The organism is Mesorhizobium qingshengii, assembly GCF_900103325.1.
In the GTDB taxonomy this organism is placed as follows: domain Bacteria; phylum Pseudomonadota; class Alphaproteobacteria; order Rhizobiales; family Rhizobiaceae; genus Mesorhizobium; species Mesorhizobium qingshengii.
The window spans coordinates 167589-182169 of the sequence record NZ_FMXM01000005.1 but is presented as its reverse complement, the minus strand read 5'-3'; the positions used below and the strand labels follow the sequence as shown (position 1 = coordinate 182169).

15 protein-coding genes are annotated in these 14581 nt (G+C 63.6%); 13 read left to right on the top strand and 2 right to left on the bottom strand.

Annotated elements, in window-relative coordinates:
- The first annotated feature begins 69 nt into the window (after positions 1–69).
- The 10 genes from BLS48_RS09870 (at position 70) to BLS48_RS09825 (ending at position 10241) form a co-directional block, all read left to right on the top strand.
- Complete coding sequence (locus BLS48_RS09870; RefSeq protein WP_091577193.1) at positions 70–1374, top strand: cyclopropane fatty acid synthase; 1305 nt, start codon at positions 70–72, stop codon at positions 1372–1374.
- Between the two features lie 64 nt (positions 1375–1438).
- The gene (locus tag BLS48_RS09865; protein ID WP_091577192.1) at positions 1439–1762 is read left to right on the top strand and encodes a YnfA family protein; all 324 of its coding nucleotides are present in this window, start codon (positions 1439–1441) and stop codon (positions 1760–1762) included.
- Between the two features lies 1 nt (position 1763).
- Complete coding sequence (locus BLS48_RS09860; protein ID WP_091577190.1) at positions 1764–2744, top strand: small ribosomal subunit Rsm22 family protein; 981 nt, start codon at positions 1764–1766, stop codon at positions 2742–2744.
- A 263-nt stretch (positions 2745–3007) separates the two neighbouring features.
- On the top strand, positions 3008–4498 hold the full coding sequence (locus BLS48_RS09855) for a replicative DNA helicase (protein WP_091577188.1): 1491 nt from the start codon (positions 3008–3010) through the stop codon (positions 4496–4498).
- 63 nt (positions 4499–4561) lie between these two features.
- Complete coding sequence (gene radA / locus BLS48_RS09850) at positions 4562–5965, top strand: DNA repair protein RadA (RefSeq protein ID WP_091577187.1); 1404 nt, start codon at positions 4562–4564, stop codon at positions 5963–5965.
- A 44-nt stretch (positions 5966–6009) separates the two neighbouring features.
- Positions 6010–6681, top strand: a complete 672-nt coding sequence (locus BLS48_RS09845) for a CvpA family protein (RefSeq protein ID WP_091577185.1) — start codon at positions 6010–6012, stop codon at positions 6679–6681.
- A 93-nt stretch (positions 6682–6774) separates the two neighbouring features.
- A complete protein-coding gene (gene purF / locus BLS48_RS09840; protein ID WP_091577183.1) occupies positions 6775–8244 on the top strand; it encodes an amidophosphoribosyltransferase in 1470 nt (489 codons plus the stop codon).
- A gap of 150 nt (positions 8245–8394) precedes the next feature.
- Positions 8395–9135 (top strand): SDR family NAD(P)-dependent oxidoreductase, encoded by a 741-nt coding sequence (locus BLS48_RS09835; protein WP_091577182.1) that lies wholly within the window; start codon positions 8395–8397, stop codon positions 9133–9135.
- An 82-nt stretch (positions 9136–9217) separates the two neighbouring features.
- A complete protein-coding gene (locus BLS48_RS09830; protein WP_091577568.1) occupies positions 9218–9850 on the top strand; it encodes a hypothetical protein in 633 nt (210 codons plus the stop codon).
- A gap of 172 nt (positions 9851–10022) precedes the next feature.
- A complete protein-coding gene (locus tag BLS48_RS09825; RefSeq protein WP_091577180.1) occupies positions 10023–10241 on the top strand; it encodes a hypothetical protein in 219 nt (72 codons plus the stop codon).
- 180 nt (positions 10242–10421) lie between these two features.
- On the opposite strand, the gene BLS48_RS09820 is transcribed toward BLS48_RS09825, so the two are convergent.
- Positions 10422–10928 (bottom strand): OsmC family protein, encoded by a 507-nt coding sequence (locus BLS48_RS09820; protein ID WP_091577179.1) that lies wholly within the window; start codon positions 10926–10928, stop codon positions 10422–10424.
- A gap of 239 nt (positions 10929–11167) precedes the next feature.
- On the opposite strand from BLS48_RS09820, the gene BLS48_RS09815 reads away from it, so the two are divergent.
- Positions 11168–12055, top strand: coding sequence for a DMT family transporter (locus BLS48_RS09815; RefSeq protein WP_091577177.1), 888 nt, complete (start codon positions 11168–11170; stop codon positions 12053–12055).
- Between the two features lie 60 nt (positions 12056–12115).
- Complete coding sequence (locus BLS48_RS09810; protein ID WP_091577175.1) at positions 12116–13021, top strand: DMT family transporter; 906 nt, start codon at positions 12116–12118, stop codon at positions 13019–13021.
- 160 nt (positions 13022–13181) lie between these two features.
- Here the strand turns inward: BLS48_RS09810 and BLS48_RS09805 are convergent, their stop codons facing one another.
- The gene (locus BLS48_RS09805; protein WP_091577174.1) at positions 13182–14045 is read right to left on the bottom strand and encodes a LysR substrate-binding domain-containing protein; all 864 of its coding nucleotides are present in this window, start codon (positions 14043–14045) and stop codon (positions 13182–13184) included.
- A 113-nt stretch (positions 14046–14158) separates the two neighbouring features.
- On the opposite strand from BLS48_RS09805, the gene BLS48_RS09800 reads away from it, so the two are divergent.
- Positions 14159–14566, top strand: a complete 408-nt coding sequence (locus BLS48_RS09800; protein WP_091577172.1) for a tautomerase family protein — start codon at positions 14159–14161, stop codon at positions 14564–14566.
- Positions 14567–14581: the final 15 nt, after the last annotated feature.

Here is a 14581-nt window from a genome sequence, read left to right as displayed (position 1 = left end):
AACTTTTCGAACCCCTATATATTGATGCAGAGTAGGACAGCCTGTCTGACCGAGAGGGGACATTTGGTCATGAATATTCTGTTGAAGCGCGTTCTCGACCGCCTGGTGCGCACCGGCAATCTCAAGGTAACCGGCCCCAGGGGCTCGACAGTGGTTTTCGGCGACGGCAGCGGCGAGCCGGTGCACATGCACATCAAGACCGCGCATGCCGAGCGCGCCATCACGTTCGATCCGATGCTGGCTGTTCCGGAATCCTACATGGACGGCGAACTCGACATTCTCGAAGGCGGCGTGCTGGGTGTGATGCGCATCGCCTTCCAGAACATGGGCAGCGGCGGTATCGACGCAACCTGGTCCAAGGCGATCGAGGGCCTTCGGCACGCCTTCCGCCGCCTGCAGCAGATCAACACCGCATCGCGCTCGCGCCGCAACGTACAGCGCCATTACGACCTGTCGGGCGACCTCTACAGGCTCTTCCTCGACGAGGACATGCAGTATTCCTGCGCCTATTTCGAACAGCCGGACATGACGCTCGATGAGGCGCAGGCCGCCAAGAAACGCCACATCGCCGCCAAGCTCAGGCTGAAGGCCGGGCAGACGGTGCTCGACATCGGTTCCGGCTGGGGCGGACTCGGCCTCTATCTCGCCAAGGCGTTCGACGTCGACGTGCAAGGGGTGACGCTGTCGACCGAACAGCATGGCGTCGCCACCGATCGCGCCCACGCGCAAGGCCTGGAAAGCCGCGTTCATTTCGAGCTCAAGGACTACCGCGAACTCAACGAACGCTTCGACCGCATCGTTTCGGTCGGCATGTTCGAACATGTCGGCGTCAATCATTTCCGCACCTTCTTCGACAAGAGCGCGACACTGCTCAAGCCCGATGGCGTCATGCTCCTGCACACGATCGGACGCTCCGGCGTGCCGTGGGCGACCAGCGCCTTCATCCGCAAGTACATTTTCCCGGGCGGCTACATCCCCTCGCTCTCCGAAGTCATGCCGGCGATCGAGAAGTCGGGCCTGGTCGTCACCGACATCGAAATCCTGAGGCTCCACTATGCCGACACGCTGAAGCACTGGGGCGAGCGCTTCGCCGTCAATCGCGACAAGGCCAAGGCAATCTATGACGAGCGCTTCTGCCGGATGTGGGAGTTCTATCTGGCCGCCTCGGAAGCCGCCTTCCGCTGGCAGGACCTGGTCATCTTCCAGATCCAGATCGCCAAGAAGAATGACACGCTGCCTGTGTCGCGCGACTACATAGCCAAATGCGAGAAGGCGCTTGAGATGCGCGATATGGGGCACCGTGAAGCGGCCCCCATCAAAAAAGGTCCTGCCGCCAAGCCAGCTCGCCGCCGCAAGGTCGCGGGCCAGGAGTAGCATTGCCGCTTGCCATTGCTGGCAGCTGCCCTGAAAAGGGTTTCGTGATCGCGAGACCTTTTTCATGACCTACAACTTCTATGCCGCCGCCGCTCTGGCCGAGATCGCCGGCTGCTTCTCGTTCTGGGCCTGGTGGCGGCTGGAAAAGTCGCCGTTATGGCTGTTTCCCGGCCTCGCCTCGCTCGCCTTGTTCGGCTTCCTGCTGGCACTGGTCGACGCAAACGCCGCCGGCCGCGCCTATGCCGCCTATGGCGGCATCTACATCGCGGCGTCGCTGGGCTGGCTGTGGCTGGTGGAAGGCGTGCGCCCCGACCGCTGGGATTTTGCCGGTGCCGCCCTCTGCATTGTCGGCGCTTCGGTGATCCTCCTCGCGCCAAGGGGCGCGTGAGATGGAACTGCCGGCGCCACTTCGCCAAGGAGTCGAGCGCCTGCTCGAAAACGTTCCGCTGGCGGCACTCAAGCAAGCGGCAAAAACGCTGTCCGACCGCTACCGTGCCGAGCTGCGCGATGGCCGCCTGCATATGGCGCAGGATGCCGCCGTGAGGGCCTATCTGGCGACTCGGCTGCCGGCGACCTATGCCGCGGTCCGCGCCAGCCTCGACGCGCTGAGCGACGCCAGGCCGGGCTTTACGCCAAAGAGCCTGCTCGACGTTGGCGCCGGCCCTGGCACGGTGCTTTGGGCCACGACTGACCTGTGGCCCGATCTCGAACAGGCTGTGCTGCTCGAAGCCAGTGCCGCGGTGCGCAAGGTCGGCGAGACGCTCGCCGGCGATGCAATTACCGCCCAAACCATATGGCTGGCCGGCGACGCCACGGTCGACCTTGCCGACCTCAAGCCAGCCGATCTGGTGACGTGCGCCTATGTGCTGGACGAAATCGTTCCGGCCTCATTGCCGAAGCTCATCGACCGGCTGTGGCAACTCACTGGCGATACGCTGCTGGTTGTCGAGCCGGGCACGCCGGCCGGCTGGCAGCGTGTCCTTGCGGTTCGCGGGCAACTGATGGAGGCGGGTGCGCATGTGCTTGCGCCTTGCCCGCATCAGGCACCCTGCCCGCTCGCCCCACCCGACTGGTGCCATTTTTCCCGCCGCGTCGCCCGCTCGCGCCTGCACAGGCTAGCCAAGGACGCCGATGTGCCATGGGAGGACGAGAAATTCATCTATGTCGCCGCCTCGCGACAACCCGCCCCTTTCCACCTCGCGCGCGTGATCGCGCCGCCGAAGTCCGGTTCCGGCAAGGTCTTGCTCAAGCTCTGTGAAAACGACGGCCGTGCCGGCGAAAAACTGTTCACCAAACGCGACGGCGATGTCTTCAAGGCCGCGCGGCGGTTGGACTGGGGCGACACGTTGCCAAGCACACCACGGCGGTGAAACCTTCGGCAATCATTTGAGCGCCACAGGAATTCACAGCCCTTTCTATGTGACCGCAGCATCCACACTTTTCCTGTTTTGTTCTCTTCCGAGAGGCGCTAAGCTCCCAGCTTCGATTCGAGTCAACCGGGATTCTTTCCACTGAATTCTTGCGCTGTGAAAAGCGGGCATCAAAGACGGTTGGACGGGCACTGATGCATATAAGTCAGCATCAAATTGTCCGGTTCTGATATCGAGAAGCCGGGATTGAAATCGGGGACATCATGGCAGAGGCAGCGCGGAAATTAGGCGTCGCGGAAACACCGCTTTATCGTGAAGCGCCAAACAACATCGAGGCCGAGCAAGCGCTGCTCGGCGCCATCCTCGTCAACAACGACGCCTTCTACCGCGTCTCGGACTTCCTGAAGGCCAGCCATTTCTACGAGCCGCTGCACCGCAAGATCTATGAGGTGGCTTCCGAGTTCATACGCATGGGCAAGGTGGCGACGCCGATCACGCTGAAGACCTTCCTGCCGGCCGACGAGAAGGTCGGCGACATGACGATGGCGCAATACGTCGTGCGGCTGGCAGTGGAGGCCGTTACCGTCGTCAACGCGACCGATTATGGCCGCGCCATCTATGACCTTGCCACCCGCCGGGCGCTAATCACCGTCGGCGAGGACATGGTCAACATCGCCTATGACGCGCCTGTCGACATGGCGCCCACCGAGCAGATCGAGGACGCCGAGCGGCGGCTGTTCGAGCTGGCCGAAAACGGCCGCTACGATGGCGGTTTCGAAAGTTTTTCCGATGCGTTGAAGAACGCCGTCGACATGGCCAGCGCCGCCTATATGCGCGACGGCCACCTGTCGGGAATTGCCACCGGCCTGCGCGATCTCGACAACCGCATGGGCGGCTTGCAGCCGTCGGATTTGATCATCATCGCCGGCCGCCCGGGCATGGGCAAGACGTCGCTGGCCACCAACATCGCCTATAATATCGCCGCCGCCTATGAGCCCGCCCAGCAGGCCGACGGCTCCGTCAAGGCTGCCAATGGCGGCGTCGTCGGCTTCTTCTCGCTCGAAATGTCGTCAGAGCAGTTGGCCACCCGCATCATCTCCGAGCAGACCGAGATCCCATCGTCCAAAATCAGGCGTGGCGACTTGACGGAAGCCGATTTCGGCAAGCTTGTCGCGTACACGCAGGAGAACCACAAGCGCCCGCTCTACATCGACCAGACGGGCGGCATTTCGATTGCGCAGCTCGCGGCGCGCGCCCGCCGCCTCAAGCGCCAACGCGGGCTGGATTTGATGGTCATCGACTATATCCAGCTGATGCAGGGTTCGTCCGCCAAGGCGTCGCAGAACCGCGTCCAGGAAATCACCGAGATCACCACCGGACTGAAGGCGCTCGGTAAGGAACTCGGCGTGCCGATCATCGCACTCTCGCAGCTTTCGCGTCAGGTCGAAAGCCGCGACGACAAGCATCCGCAGCTGTCCGACTTGCGCGAATCGGGCTCGATCGAGCAGGACGCCGACGTGGTGCTATTTGTGTACCGCGAGGAATACTACATCAAGAACAAGGAGCCGGAGAAAGGCACGCCCGAGCACCTTGCCTGGGAAACGAAGATGATCGAGGTACAAGGCAAGGCCGAAGTGATCATTGCCAAGCAGCGCCATGGGCCGACCGGCACTGTCAGCCTTGCCTTCCAGGGCGAGTTCACCCGCTTCTCCGACCTTGCCGAGGAACATCACCTGCCGGAGAGGTTCGAGTAATTTCTTGACCTGCCCTCGCCCTCTGTCCCACCCCCCAGGCCATTTTCAAGCGGCATCCACCTGATGGCCAAATCGCGTGTTCAGTTCATCTGCCAGAATTGCGGATCGGTGCATCAGCGCTGGGCCGGCAAATGCGATGCCTGCGGCGAATGGAACACGCTGGTCGAGGAAGGCACGTCCGGTGGCATCGGCTCGGGTCCGGCCAATACGCGCAACGCCCGCAAGGGACGTGCCGTCGTGCTGACAACGCTGTCCGGCGACATCGAGGACGCGCCGCGCATCATCTCGGGCATCGGCGAACTCGATCGCGCCACTGGCGGCGGTTTCGTGCGTGGCTCGGCGCTGCTGGTCGGCGGCGACCCCGGCATCGGCAAATCGACGCTGCTCACCCAGGCGGCCGCGGCGCTCGCGTCAAAAGGCCACCGCATCGTCTATGTCTCGGGCGAAGAGGCCGTCGCCCAGATCAGGCTGCGCGCGCAGCGGCTTGGCGTCGCATCGGCACCGGTGGAACTGGCCGCGGAGACCAATGTCGAGGACATCCTGGCGACGATCGCCGACGGCAAGCGGCCGGACCTCGTCATCTTGGATTCGATCCAGACGCTGTGGACCGACCTCGCCGATTCGGCGCCAGGCACCGTCACCCAGGTGCGCGCCGCCGCGCAGGCGATGATCCGCTATGCGAAATCAACGGGTGCGGCGATCGTGCTGGTCGGCCATGTCACCAAGGAGGGCCAGATCGCCGGACCACGCGTCGTCGAGCACATGGTCGACGCCGTGCTCTACTTCGAGGGCGAAGGCGGCCATCACTACCGCATCCTGCGCACGGTGAAGAACCGCTTTGGTCCCACCGACGAGATCGGCGTCTTCGAGATGTCGGACAAGGGCTTGCGCGAAGTCGCCAATCCGTCCGAGCTCTTCCTCGGCGAGCGTCATGCGAAATCGCCGGGTGCCGCGGTTTTCGCCGGCATGGAAGGGACGAGGCCGGTTCTGGTCGAGATTCAGGCGCTGGTCGCGCCATCTTCGCTCGGCACGCCGCGCCGCGCCGTCGTCGGCTGGGACGGCGCCCGGCTGTCGATGATCCTGGCGGTCCTCGAAGCCCATTGCGGCGTACGTTTCGGCACCCATGACGTCTATCTCAACGTCGCCGGCGGCTATCGGATCTCTGAGCCCGCCGCGGATCTAGCGGTGGCGGCCGCCCTGGTTTCCTCGCTCACCGGTCTTGCCCTTCCCGCCGATTGCGTCTATTTCGGCGAAATCAGCCTTTCGGGCGCCGTGAGGCCGGTTGCGCATGCGCAACAGCGCCTCAAGGAAGCCGAAAAGCTGGGTTTTGGAAGCGCGGTTCTGCCCATGGGCAGTGGGGAACTTGCCGGGGGGATCGGGGCCGGTGCTTTCCAGCCGACCGAGCTTGCCGACCTCGTGGCGCGTATAGCCGGCTCACGCCGCAGCCGCGCCGACGAGGAAGAGTGACGCGGCTCGTCGACTGGTGAAAGACATGGAGTGGGGCGAAAGACATGCCGATTACGCTGCTTGACGGAATTCTTGTCGGCTTCACCCTGGTCTCGGCGATGCTCGCCATGGTCCGTGGCTTCTCGCGCGAAATCCTGTCTGTCGTTTCCTGGGCGGCGGCAGCGGCGGCGGCTTTCTTCTTCTACAAGCCAGTTCTGCCTTATCTCAAGCCTTACATCGACAATGACAAGATCGCCATGGCGGCCGCCGCCGGCGTCGTCTTCATCATTGCGCTGATCGTCGTCTCGGTCATCACCATGAAGCTCGCCGACTGGATCATCGATTCCAGGATCGGCGCACTCGACCGCACGCTGGGTTTCCTCTACGGCGCCGCGCGCGGCATTCTGGTCGTCGCGGTGGCGCTGTTGTTCTTCAACTGGCTGGCTGGCGCCAAGGCACCGGCCTGGGTCACGGATGCCAAGTCGCGGCCGTTGCTCGAATCGATCGGTGCCAAGCTTGAAAGCCTGCTGCCCGAGGATCCGGAAAACGCCATCCTCAAGAAGCTCAATCCGAATCAGCCGGCTACCGAGACGCCCGCCGCTCCCGACGCACCGGCGGCGGATGCGCCGGCTGGCGGCGACGATGCCAATGCGCCGGCTCCCGACGACAGTGACGCCGGAACGCCGCCGGCGGACAACGCCCCGGCCAATCCAGCACCGGCAGCGCCGGCGAACTGACGTCGGAAAACCGACGATCATGTGAACGGCTGCACGGTGCGCGTTGCTTTCGGCGCGCACCCGCCTTATATGGCGATTTTAGCGGAGCTTAAGATGGCAGACGCAGACAACGGGCTTTCCGCCGAGGCCGACGACCATTTCCACGATGAATGCGGCGTGTTCGGCATTTTCGGCCGGCAGGACGCGGCAGCCATTGTCACCCTCGGCCTGCATGCGCTGCAGCATCGCGGCCAGGAGGCTGCCGGCATCGTTTCCTATGACGGCACCCAGTTTCATGTCGAACGCCATGTCGGCCTGATCGGCGACACCTTCACCAAGCAGCGCGTCATCGACAGCCTGCAAGGCAACCGCGCCATTGGCCACACACGCTACGCCACGACCGGCGGCGCCGGTATGCGTAACATCCAGCCCTTCTTCGCCGAGTTGGCCGATGGCGGCTTTGCCGTTGCCCACAATGGCAATCTCACCAATGCCATGACCGTGCAACGCGCGCTGCAGAAGCAGGGCGCGATCTTCTCGTCCACCTCCGACACCGAGACGATTTTGCACCTTGTCGCCACCAGCAAGGAGCGCGACTTGAACTCGCGTTTCATCGATGCGGTGCGGCAGGTCGAGGGCGCCTTCTCGCTGGTGGCGATGACAGCCAAGAAGATGATCGGCTGCCGCGATCCGCTCGGTATCCGGCCGCTGGTGCTGGGTGATCTTGACGGCGCCTGGATCCTGGCCTCCGAGACCTGTGCGCTCGACATCATCGGCGCGCGTTTCGTGCGCGACCTGAAGCCCGGCGAGATGGTTGTGGTCACGTCCAAGGGCATTGAGAGCCTGTTCCCCTTCGAGCCGCAGAAAACCCGCTTCTGCATCTTCGAGTATGTCTATTTCGCGCGACCGGATTCGTCGGTCGAAGGCCGCAACGTCTATGAGGTGCGCAAGCGCATCGGCGCCGAGCTGGCGCAGGAAAACCCGGTCGAGGCCGACATTGTCGTGCCAGTGCCGGATTCGGGCACGCCGGCGGCGATCGGCTTCAGCCAAGCGGCGGGCATTCCCTTCGAACTCGGCATCATCCGCAACCACTATGTCGGCCGCACCTTCATCCAGCCCGGCGATTCGATCCGCCACATGGGCGTCAAGCTGAAGCACAACGCCAACCGCCGCATGATCGAGGGCAAGCGCGTGGTGCTGGTCGACGATTCGATCGTACGCGGCACCACCAGCCAGAAGATCGTACAGATGGTGCGCGACGCCGGTGCCAAGGAAGTGCACATGCGCATCGCCTCGCCACCGACCAGCGCGTCCTGCTTCTACGGCGTGGACACGCCGGAGAAGTCGAAGCTTCTGGCATCGCGCATGTCGGTGGAAGAGATGGCCGAGTTCATCCGTGTCGATTCGCTTGGCTTCCTCTCGATCGACGGGCTCTACCGCGCCGTCGGCGAGGCGGGCCGCGACAACGACCAGCCGCAATTCTGCGACGCCTGCTTCACCGGCCAGTATCCGACCCGCCTGCTCGACTTCGAAGGCCACGACAATGTGCGCACGCTGTCGCTCCTGGCGACGAGCGGGACGTAGGATTGTCGGACCGTCATCAGAGCGGTTCGTCGTTTCACGGAAACGCAGAACCGCTCTATCTCTTTGTTTCGACGCAATTCCAGACGGAAAACCGTTTCACACTTTTCCTGGAATTGCTTTAGCCTTAGCCAGATTTCCGGAATCCATCGCATGACCCTCGACCTTACCGGCCGCGTTGCGGTCGTCACCGGCGCTTCGCGCGGCATCGGCTATTTCATCGCCAAGGAACTGGCCGCCGCCGGCGCGCATGTCATTGCGGTTGCGCGCACTGTCGGCGGCCTGGAGGAACTCGACGATCAGATAAAGGCGGCAGGCGGCCAGGCGACGCTGGTGCCGCTCGATCTCGCCGACATGGCCGGCATTGACCGGCTGGGCGGCGCCATCCACGAACGCTGGGGCAAGCTCGACATTCTCGTCGCCAATGCCGGCGTGCTCGGCGTGATCTCACCGATCGGCCATGTCGAGGCGAAGACCTTCGAGAAGGTGATGACCATCAACGTCACCTCGACATGGCGGCTGATCCGCTCGGTCGACCCGCTGCTGCGGCTCTCCGACGCCGGCCGGGCCATTCTGCTTTCCTCCAACGCGGCTCATTCGGCGCGCGCCTTCTGGGCGCCCTACGCGGCGTCCAAGGCTGCGGTCGAGACGATGATGCGCTCCTGGGCGCAGGAGACGCAAAGCCTGCCGCTGCGCGTCAACGCGGCCGACCCTGGCGCCACCCGCACCGCCATGCGTGCCCAGGCCGTACCCGGCGAGGATCCGGCAACGCTGCCGCACCCCTCGGAAATCGCCAGGCGCATCGTGCCGCTGGCCAGCCCGCACCTGAAAGAGACCGGGCTGATCTTCCAGGCCAAACACAACCGATTTGTCGCGTACAGGCAGCCGGAATAAAACTTGAGCGCGAAGCGGATTAAATAGGCCTCCGGCAACGTTTCTTCGAATGCAACCATTCGAAGCCAACCGGAGGACCGACATGCGCAGAAATCTTCTCGTTGCCGCCACCGCCATCACGGCCGTCACTGCCGGCACAGCCCTCTCGCAAGACGCAAAGATGAGTTTCTTCGTCACCAGTGTCGGTTCGGGCAAGGGCGCCGATCTCGGTGGCCTCAAGGGCGCGGACGCGCATTGCGCGTCGCTGGCGGAATCCGCCGGCGTCACCGGCAGGACCTGGCATGCGTATCTTTCGACAAGCGACACCGATGCGCGCGACCGCATCGGCAAGGGACCATGGGTGAATGCCAAGGGTGTCAAGATAGCCGACGACGTCGCTTCGCTGCACAGCGACACCAACGGCATCACCAAGCAGACAGCGCTGAACGAGGAGGGCGAATTGGTCAACGGCCGCGGCGACACGCCAAATCGGCACGACATGCTCACCGGCTCCAAGCCTGACGGCACGAAGATAGCCGACCAGACCTGCGGCGACTGGACGATGAGTGGCGCGGAAGGGGCCGCGATGATGGGTCATCACGATCGCACCGGCCTTGACGATTCGGCCGCCGCCAAGTCCTGGAATTCCTCGCACGCCTCGCGCGGCGGCTGCAGCCAGGAGGCGCTGAAGGGCACCGGTGGCGATGGCCTGTTCTATTGTTTTGCAACCGACTGAGCCGGCTGGCCTTTAAAAATTCGGCCTCCAAAACCGCGTTGTCATCACGCGGCTGTGATTTGAGGGTGGAAGGCCGCGCAGCGGTCATGCTTTCGTCATTTCCGTGGAGTTGGTAGGATCATAACGACTCCCGCAACAAGCGCCCTGGCTGGGCAGAACAAGGAAAATCCCCATGGCTTCGACTGTAGCGTTGGTCTGGTATCTGGTAATAGCCGGTCCGCAAGGCGGCATGGTCGTGCTGCCCAGCACCTTCGACAAGCGCGAACAGTGCACCGCCGCCATCACCGAATATCAAAAGCAGCCGACACCAGCCGGCTGGTCGGTGCAATGCGTGCCGAGCGCCTCGCCCTTCACCGACGAGGGCGACGCCGAAACGCCGTCAGCGCAGTAAGCACCAGCTGGAGCGGTTCATCGTTTCACGGATACGCCGAACCGCTCTATCTCTTTGTTTTGACGCAATTCCCAAGGGAAAGCGCTGTGCGCTTTTCCCGGGAAAACCGTTTCACACTTTTCCTGGAGCTCCAGCGAAAGCCGGAAAGATGGCCAATCTCACCCATGGGAGATTGCAACTTCAACGCCGCGCGCTCACTGTCAGCTCCGGCTTCTGGTTGATGGTCTGGAACACCACGCAGTAGCGCTCGGTCAGTTTCAGCAGCGAATCTATCCGCTCCTGCGGTTCATTCGTGTCGAGACTGAAATTCAGTCGGATGGCGCGAAAGCCAACCGGCGCATCCTTGGCGACACCGAGCGTGCCGCGAAAATCAAGGTCGCCTTCGGCCTCCACCGTGGCGGCGCCGAGCTTGAATTCAAGCGCCGTCGCCACAGCCTTCAGCGTCACCCCGGCGCAAGCCACCAACGCCTCCAGCAGCATGTCGCCCGAGCAGAGTTCGAGCCCTGAGCCGCCGGTTGCCGGATGCAGGCCGGCGATTGCAATCGCCCTGCCCGTCTCTACCTTGCAGGCAACCGATTGGTCGTCGACCGACCCTTTGGCGCGCAGCGTGATCAGCGCGCGCGAAGCATCGTCGCGATAAGCCTGCTTCAGCGGCGCCTGCATGGCCTTAAGTTCGGTTGCGTCCATGTGCGCTCCTTTTTTCGCTTTTGTGGCCGACCGGGGGCGTAGCTTTGTCAGATATAAGGGCCGATCGCCTCCAGGAAGCAAGATCGCCAGTCCCTGCCCTAACGCAAGCATGGGGCTGGCGTAGCGCTGCACCTACTTTCACCCGTATAGAGGACGGCACCGTGGCCTGACTTTACAGTGTCCTCGCGTCGCTCCACACAGCATTTCCGTCACCTTCCGCAACGTTGGTCCCGCGCCTTATGGCCGATATCGCCATTCTCGAAACACGCGAAAGGGTTCTCGCCGGAATCCTGCTGACCGGCGGGGCCTATTTCCTGTTTTCGACGCAAGACGCCTCGATCAAGCTGCTGGTTGCCGGAATGAGCGTCTGGCAGATCATGTTCTTCCGCAGCATCACCATCCTCGGCGCCTGCGCGGCGATCGGCGGACGACGGCTGTTTGCCGATACAGTTCGGTCGCCGATCGTGCGGCCGATGCTGGTGCGCAGCGCCTTCACGCTCGCCGCCTGGCTCTGCTACTACAACGCCGCCCGCAGCCTGCAGCTCGCCGAACTGACCACCGTCTATTACGCGGCTCCGATCATCGTTACCGTGCTTTCGGTGGCGATGCTCGGCGAAAAGGTGCCCTTGCTGCGCTGGTTTGCCGTGCTAATCGGTTTTGCCGGCGTCTTCGTCGCTTGCGATCCCACCCATCTCGGCCTGTCCGTGCCGGTGCTTCAGGTTTTGGCTGCCGCTGTTTTGTGGGGCATTGCCGTCGTGCTGCTGCGCAAGACCGCCCTTGCCGAGCGCTCGCTGATCCAGTTGCTCCTCAACAATTTCTACTTCCTGGTGTTTTCGGCGGTGCCGGGGCTGCTGTGGTGGCACACACCGGACGGGACCCAGTTGCTGCTCCTTGCAAGCGTCGGCGCGCTCGGCGGCCTCGCGCAATATCTTCTCTTCGAAGGCATGAAGCGAACGCCGGCATCGATCCTCGCCCCCCTCGAATACACCTCACTATTGTGGGCGTTCGCGCTCGGCTTTGCGATCTGGGGCGACGTGCCACGCCGCGAAGTGTTCTTCGGCGCCGCCCTTATCGTCGCCGCCGGCCTGCTGATCGTGGGCGGCGAGCATTTCCGTAAACGGCTTTGATGTGCACGGCCATCACAGCTGACACTACGATGTCAGGACCGAGCGGCGTAGGCTGGCTTTATGACTGACATCGCAGCCACCACCGAAACCGCAGAACGCACGCTCGGCATCATCCTGGTGTCCTCATCGGCGGCTGTGTTCGGCCTGACTGGCGTGCTGACCAAATCGATCCACGCCGACCCGCTGACCATCATCTGCTGGCGAGGCTTTGTCGGCTCGATCCTGATCAGCCTCTATGTGCTGTGGCGACGCCGCCGCTCCGGCGGGCGCGAGAGCCTGCGGCTTGGCTGGCGCGGCTGCCTGCTGGCGGTAGAGGGCGCGCTGGCCAGCATTGCCTTCATCTCCGCGTTCAAGTTCACCTTCGTCGCCAATGTTGCAGTCATCTACGCGACCGCGCCTTTCGTCACCGCGCTGCTCGCCTGGGCCCTGACACGTGAACCCTTCCGCCTGCAGACGATGGTCGCGGCCGCCGTGTCGCTGTGCGGCGTGGCGATCATGGTCTGGTCCGGCTTCGGCACCGGCAATCTCTTCGGCGACGGGCTGGCGCTGCTGATGACCATTGGCAGCGCCCTCTACATGATCATGGTGCGCGCCTTCCGCGACACACCCGTGGTGTGGGCTGGTGCGGTGTCGGCCTTCCTGCTGTTCGTTCTCGGCTGGTTCGTCACCGATCCGCTGGCGGTTTCACCAAGGGATGCCGTTTTGCTCGTCACCTTCGGCGCGTCCTTCGCGCTGTCCTCGATCCTGTGGACGGAAGGCGCGCGGCTGATCCCGGCGGCCGAATCCGGACTGCTCGGCTCAGCCGAAGTGCCGTTCGCGATTCTGTTTGCCTTCCTGTTTCTGGGCGAGCTTGCGCCAGCAGCCAGCATGATCGGCGGCGCCATTGTGCTCGCCGCCGTGTTTGCCCATGCCGGTCGCGACTGGCTGGCGGCCCGCTCGCAACGCATGGCGTCAAATATCTCTTAAAAAAATGGCGCAGTCACGGAACCATCATCGGGGTCAGGCATTGTTGATGCGACGGGCCACCCCAAGTCCCCCCAAACCCCTCGGCCCGTCCTACTTTCAAGCCGACCGCAAGGTCGGCTTTTTCTTTGCCGATGAATCCCGCCGCACGACTTGCACCGTTTCAACCAAGGAGCCCAGGCAGCGCCAGGGTGCCGCTGAGCAGTGCCGCCAGATCGCGGGCGGGACCCTCGGCACCGCCGCGCAGCCGAATGGCGAACTCAGCCATCGGCACCTGTGGCAGGCCAAGCTCGCTCGGGGCCTCGACAATGCCGGAATGGGCAAAGCGTGCCGTGCGCAGCGTCAGCGCAACACCGGCATTCACGGCTGTGCGCAGGCCGGCCAGGCTGGCGCTGCCGGCGGCGATACGGTAACGGCGACCGGCCGCATCGAGCGCGGCGATCGCCGCTTCGCGAAAGCCGCAATGCGGATCGAGCAGCGCCAGCGGCAATTCTTCCTGCCGCGAGGCCAGCCCCTTTTGTGAACACAGCCATATCATCGCCTCGCGCAGGACGCCGATTTCGTCGGGCATCGCGGCCTGGCGCATGACGATCGCCAGATCGAGGCTGCCAGACCGCAGTGCCTGTGCCAGCTCAGTGGAGCGGCCTACACGCAACTCGATCCCGACGCGCGGATGACTGACGGCGAAGGCGCGCAACAGGTCGGGCAAGCCACTGTCGGCGAAGTCCTGCGTTGTGCCGATGGCAACGCGCCCCGCAGCCCGCGCACCCTTCATGGCCAGCCACGCCTCGCGATGCGCCGCCAGGATGCGCCTGGCATGACCGACAAGGTCCTCGCCGGCGGGCGTCAGGCCGCGTCCCCTGCCTTGCGGCGCCAGAAGCGGCTCGCCGACGATCTCCTCGAGCCGCTGCATCTGTGCGGTCACCGCCGAGGGAGAACGGCCGACGCTCGATGCCGCCTGCGCCAGCGAGCCGCTGTCGACGAAGGCGAGGAAGGTCCTGAGCAGGTCGGGATCGAGCGTCTCCATAATTCGATATTATCGAATCTTCTGTTTAAAACAATTCGTTTTTTTTGACTCCTTGATGATGGCAGGGTTCTCCCGCCGGCGATCGGACGCCGCTTGAGCGAAGGAGAAGAAAAATGCCCATCATCAACGTCAATGTCACCGGCAAGCCCGACGCCGCGTTGTCCGCCAGGATTGCCAGGGAGGTGACCGAGATCACCGCCACGCGGCTGCGCAAGGATCCGACGATCACCGCGGTTGCCATATCCTACATCGATCCACAGCACTGGTTCGCCGGCGGCAGATCGCTGGCCGAGCACGGGACCAATACGTTCTGGCTGGACATCAAGGTGGTCGACGGCACCAACACCAAGCTCGAGCTGGAGGCCTATCTCAAGGAGATCTTCGCCGCCTTCGGCCGCCTGCTGGGCAGCGTGCACGAGGAGAGCTATGCCTTCGTGCATGAAGTGCCGGCCGCCGCCTACGGCTATGGCGGTAAGACACAGGAGTTTCGTTTTATCAGCGGACGGTTGAAGACGGCGTGAGCTGCGGTTTTCCTC

What these genes read in the sequence shown, in the direction of transcription:
- BLS48_RS09870 (WP_091577193.1), top strand. Translation starts at nt 70, where the DNA reads ATGAATATTCTGTTGAAGCGCGTTCTCGACCGCCTGGTGCGCACCGGC.
- purF (WP_091577183.1), top strand. Translation starts at nt 6,775, where the DNA reads ATGGCAGACGCAGACAACGGGCTTTCCGCCGAGGCCGACGACCATTTC.
- BLS48_RS09800 (WP_091577172.1), top strand. Translation starts at nt 14,159, where the DNA reads ATGCCCATCATCAACGTCAATGTCACCGGCAAGCCCGACGCCGCGTTG.
- BLS48_RS09865 (WP_091577192.1), top strand. Translation starts at nt 1,439, where the DNA reads ATGACCTACAACTTCTATGCCGCCGCCGCTCTGGCCGAGATCGCCGGC.
- BLS48_RS09820 (WP_091577179.1), bottom strand. Translation starts at nt 10,928, where the DNA reads ATGGACGCAACCGAACTTAAGGCCATGCAGGCGCCGCTGAAGCAGGCT.
- BLS48_RS09855 (WP_091577188.1), top strand. Translation starts at nt 3,008, where the DNA reads ATGGCAGAGGCAGCGCGGAAATTAGGCGTCGCGGAAACACCGCTTTAT.
- BLS48_RS09815 (WP_091577177.1), top strand. Translation starts at nt 11,168, where the DNA reads ATGGCCGATATCGCCATTCTCGAAACACGCGAAAGGGTTCTCGCCGGA.
- BLS48_RS09825 (WP_091577180.1), top strand. Translation starts at nt 10,023, where the DNA reads ATGGCTTCGACTGTAGCGTTGGTCTGGTATCTGGTAATAGCCGGTCCG.
- BLS48_RS09860 (WP_091577190.1), top strand. Translation starts at nt 1,764, where the DNA reads ATGGAACTGCCGGCGCCACTTCGCCAAGGAGTCGAGCGCCTGCTCGAA.
- BLS48_RS09835 (WP_091577182.1), top strand. Translation starts at nt 8,395, where the DNA reads ATGACCCTCGACCTTACCGGCCGCGTTGCGGTCGTCACCGGCGCTTCG.
- BLS48_RS09805 (WP_091577174.1), bottom strand. Translation starts at nt 14,045, where the DNA reads ATGGAGACGCTCGATCCCGACCTGCTCAGGACCTTCCTCGCCTTCGTC.
- radA (WP_091577187.1), top strand. Translation starts at nt 4,562, where the DNA reads ATGGCCAAATCGCGTGTTCAGTTCATCTGCCAGAATTGCGGATCGGTG.
- BLS48_RS09830 (WP_091577568.1), top strand. Translation starts at nt 9,218, where the DNA reads ATGCGCAGAAATCTTCTCGTTGCCGCCACCGCCATCACGGCCGTCACT.
- BLS48_RS09810 (WP_091577175.1), top strand. Translation starts at nt 12,116, where the DNA reads ATGACTGACATCGCAGCCACCACCGAAACCGCAGAACGCACGCTCGGC.
- BLS48_RS09845 (WP_091577185.1), top strand. Translation starts at nt 6,010, where the DNA reads ATGCCGATTACGCTGCTTGACGGAATTCTTGTCGGCTTCACCCTGGTC.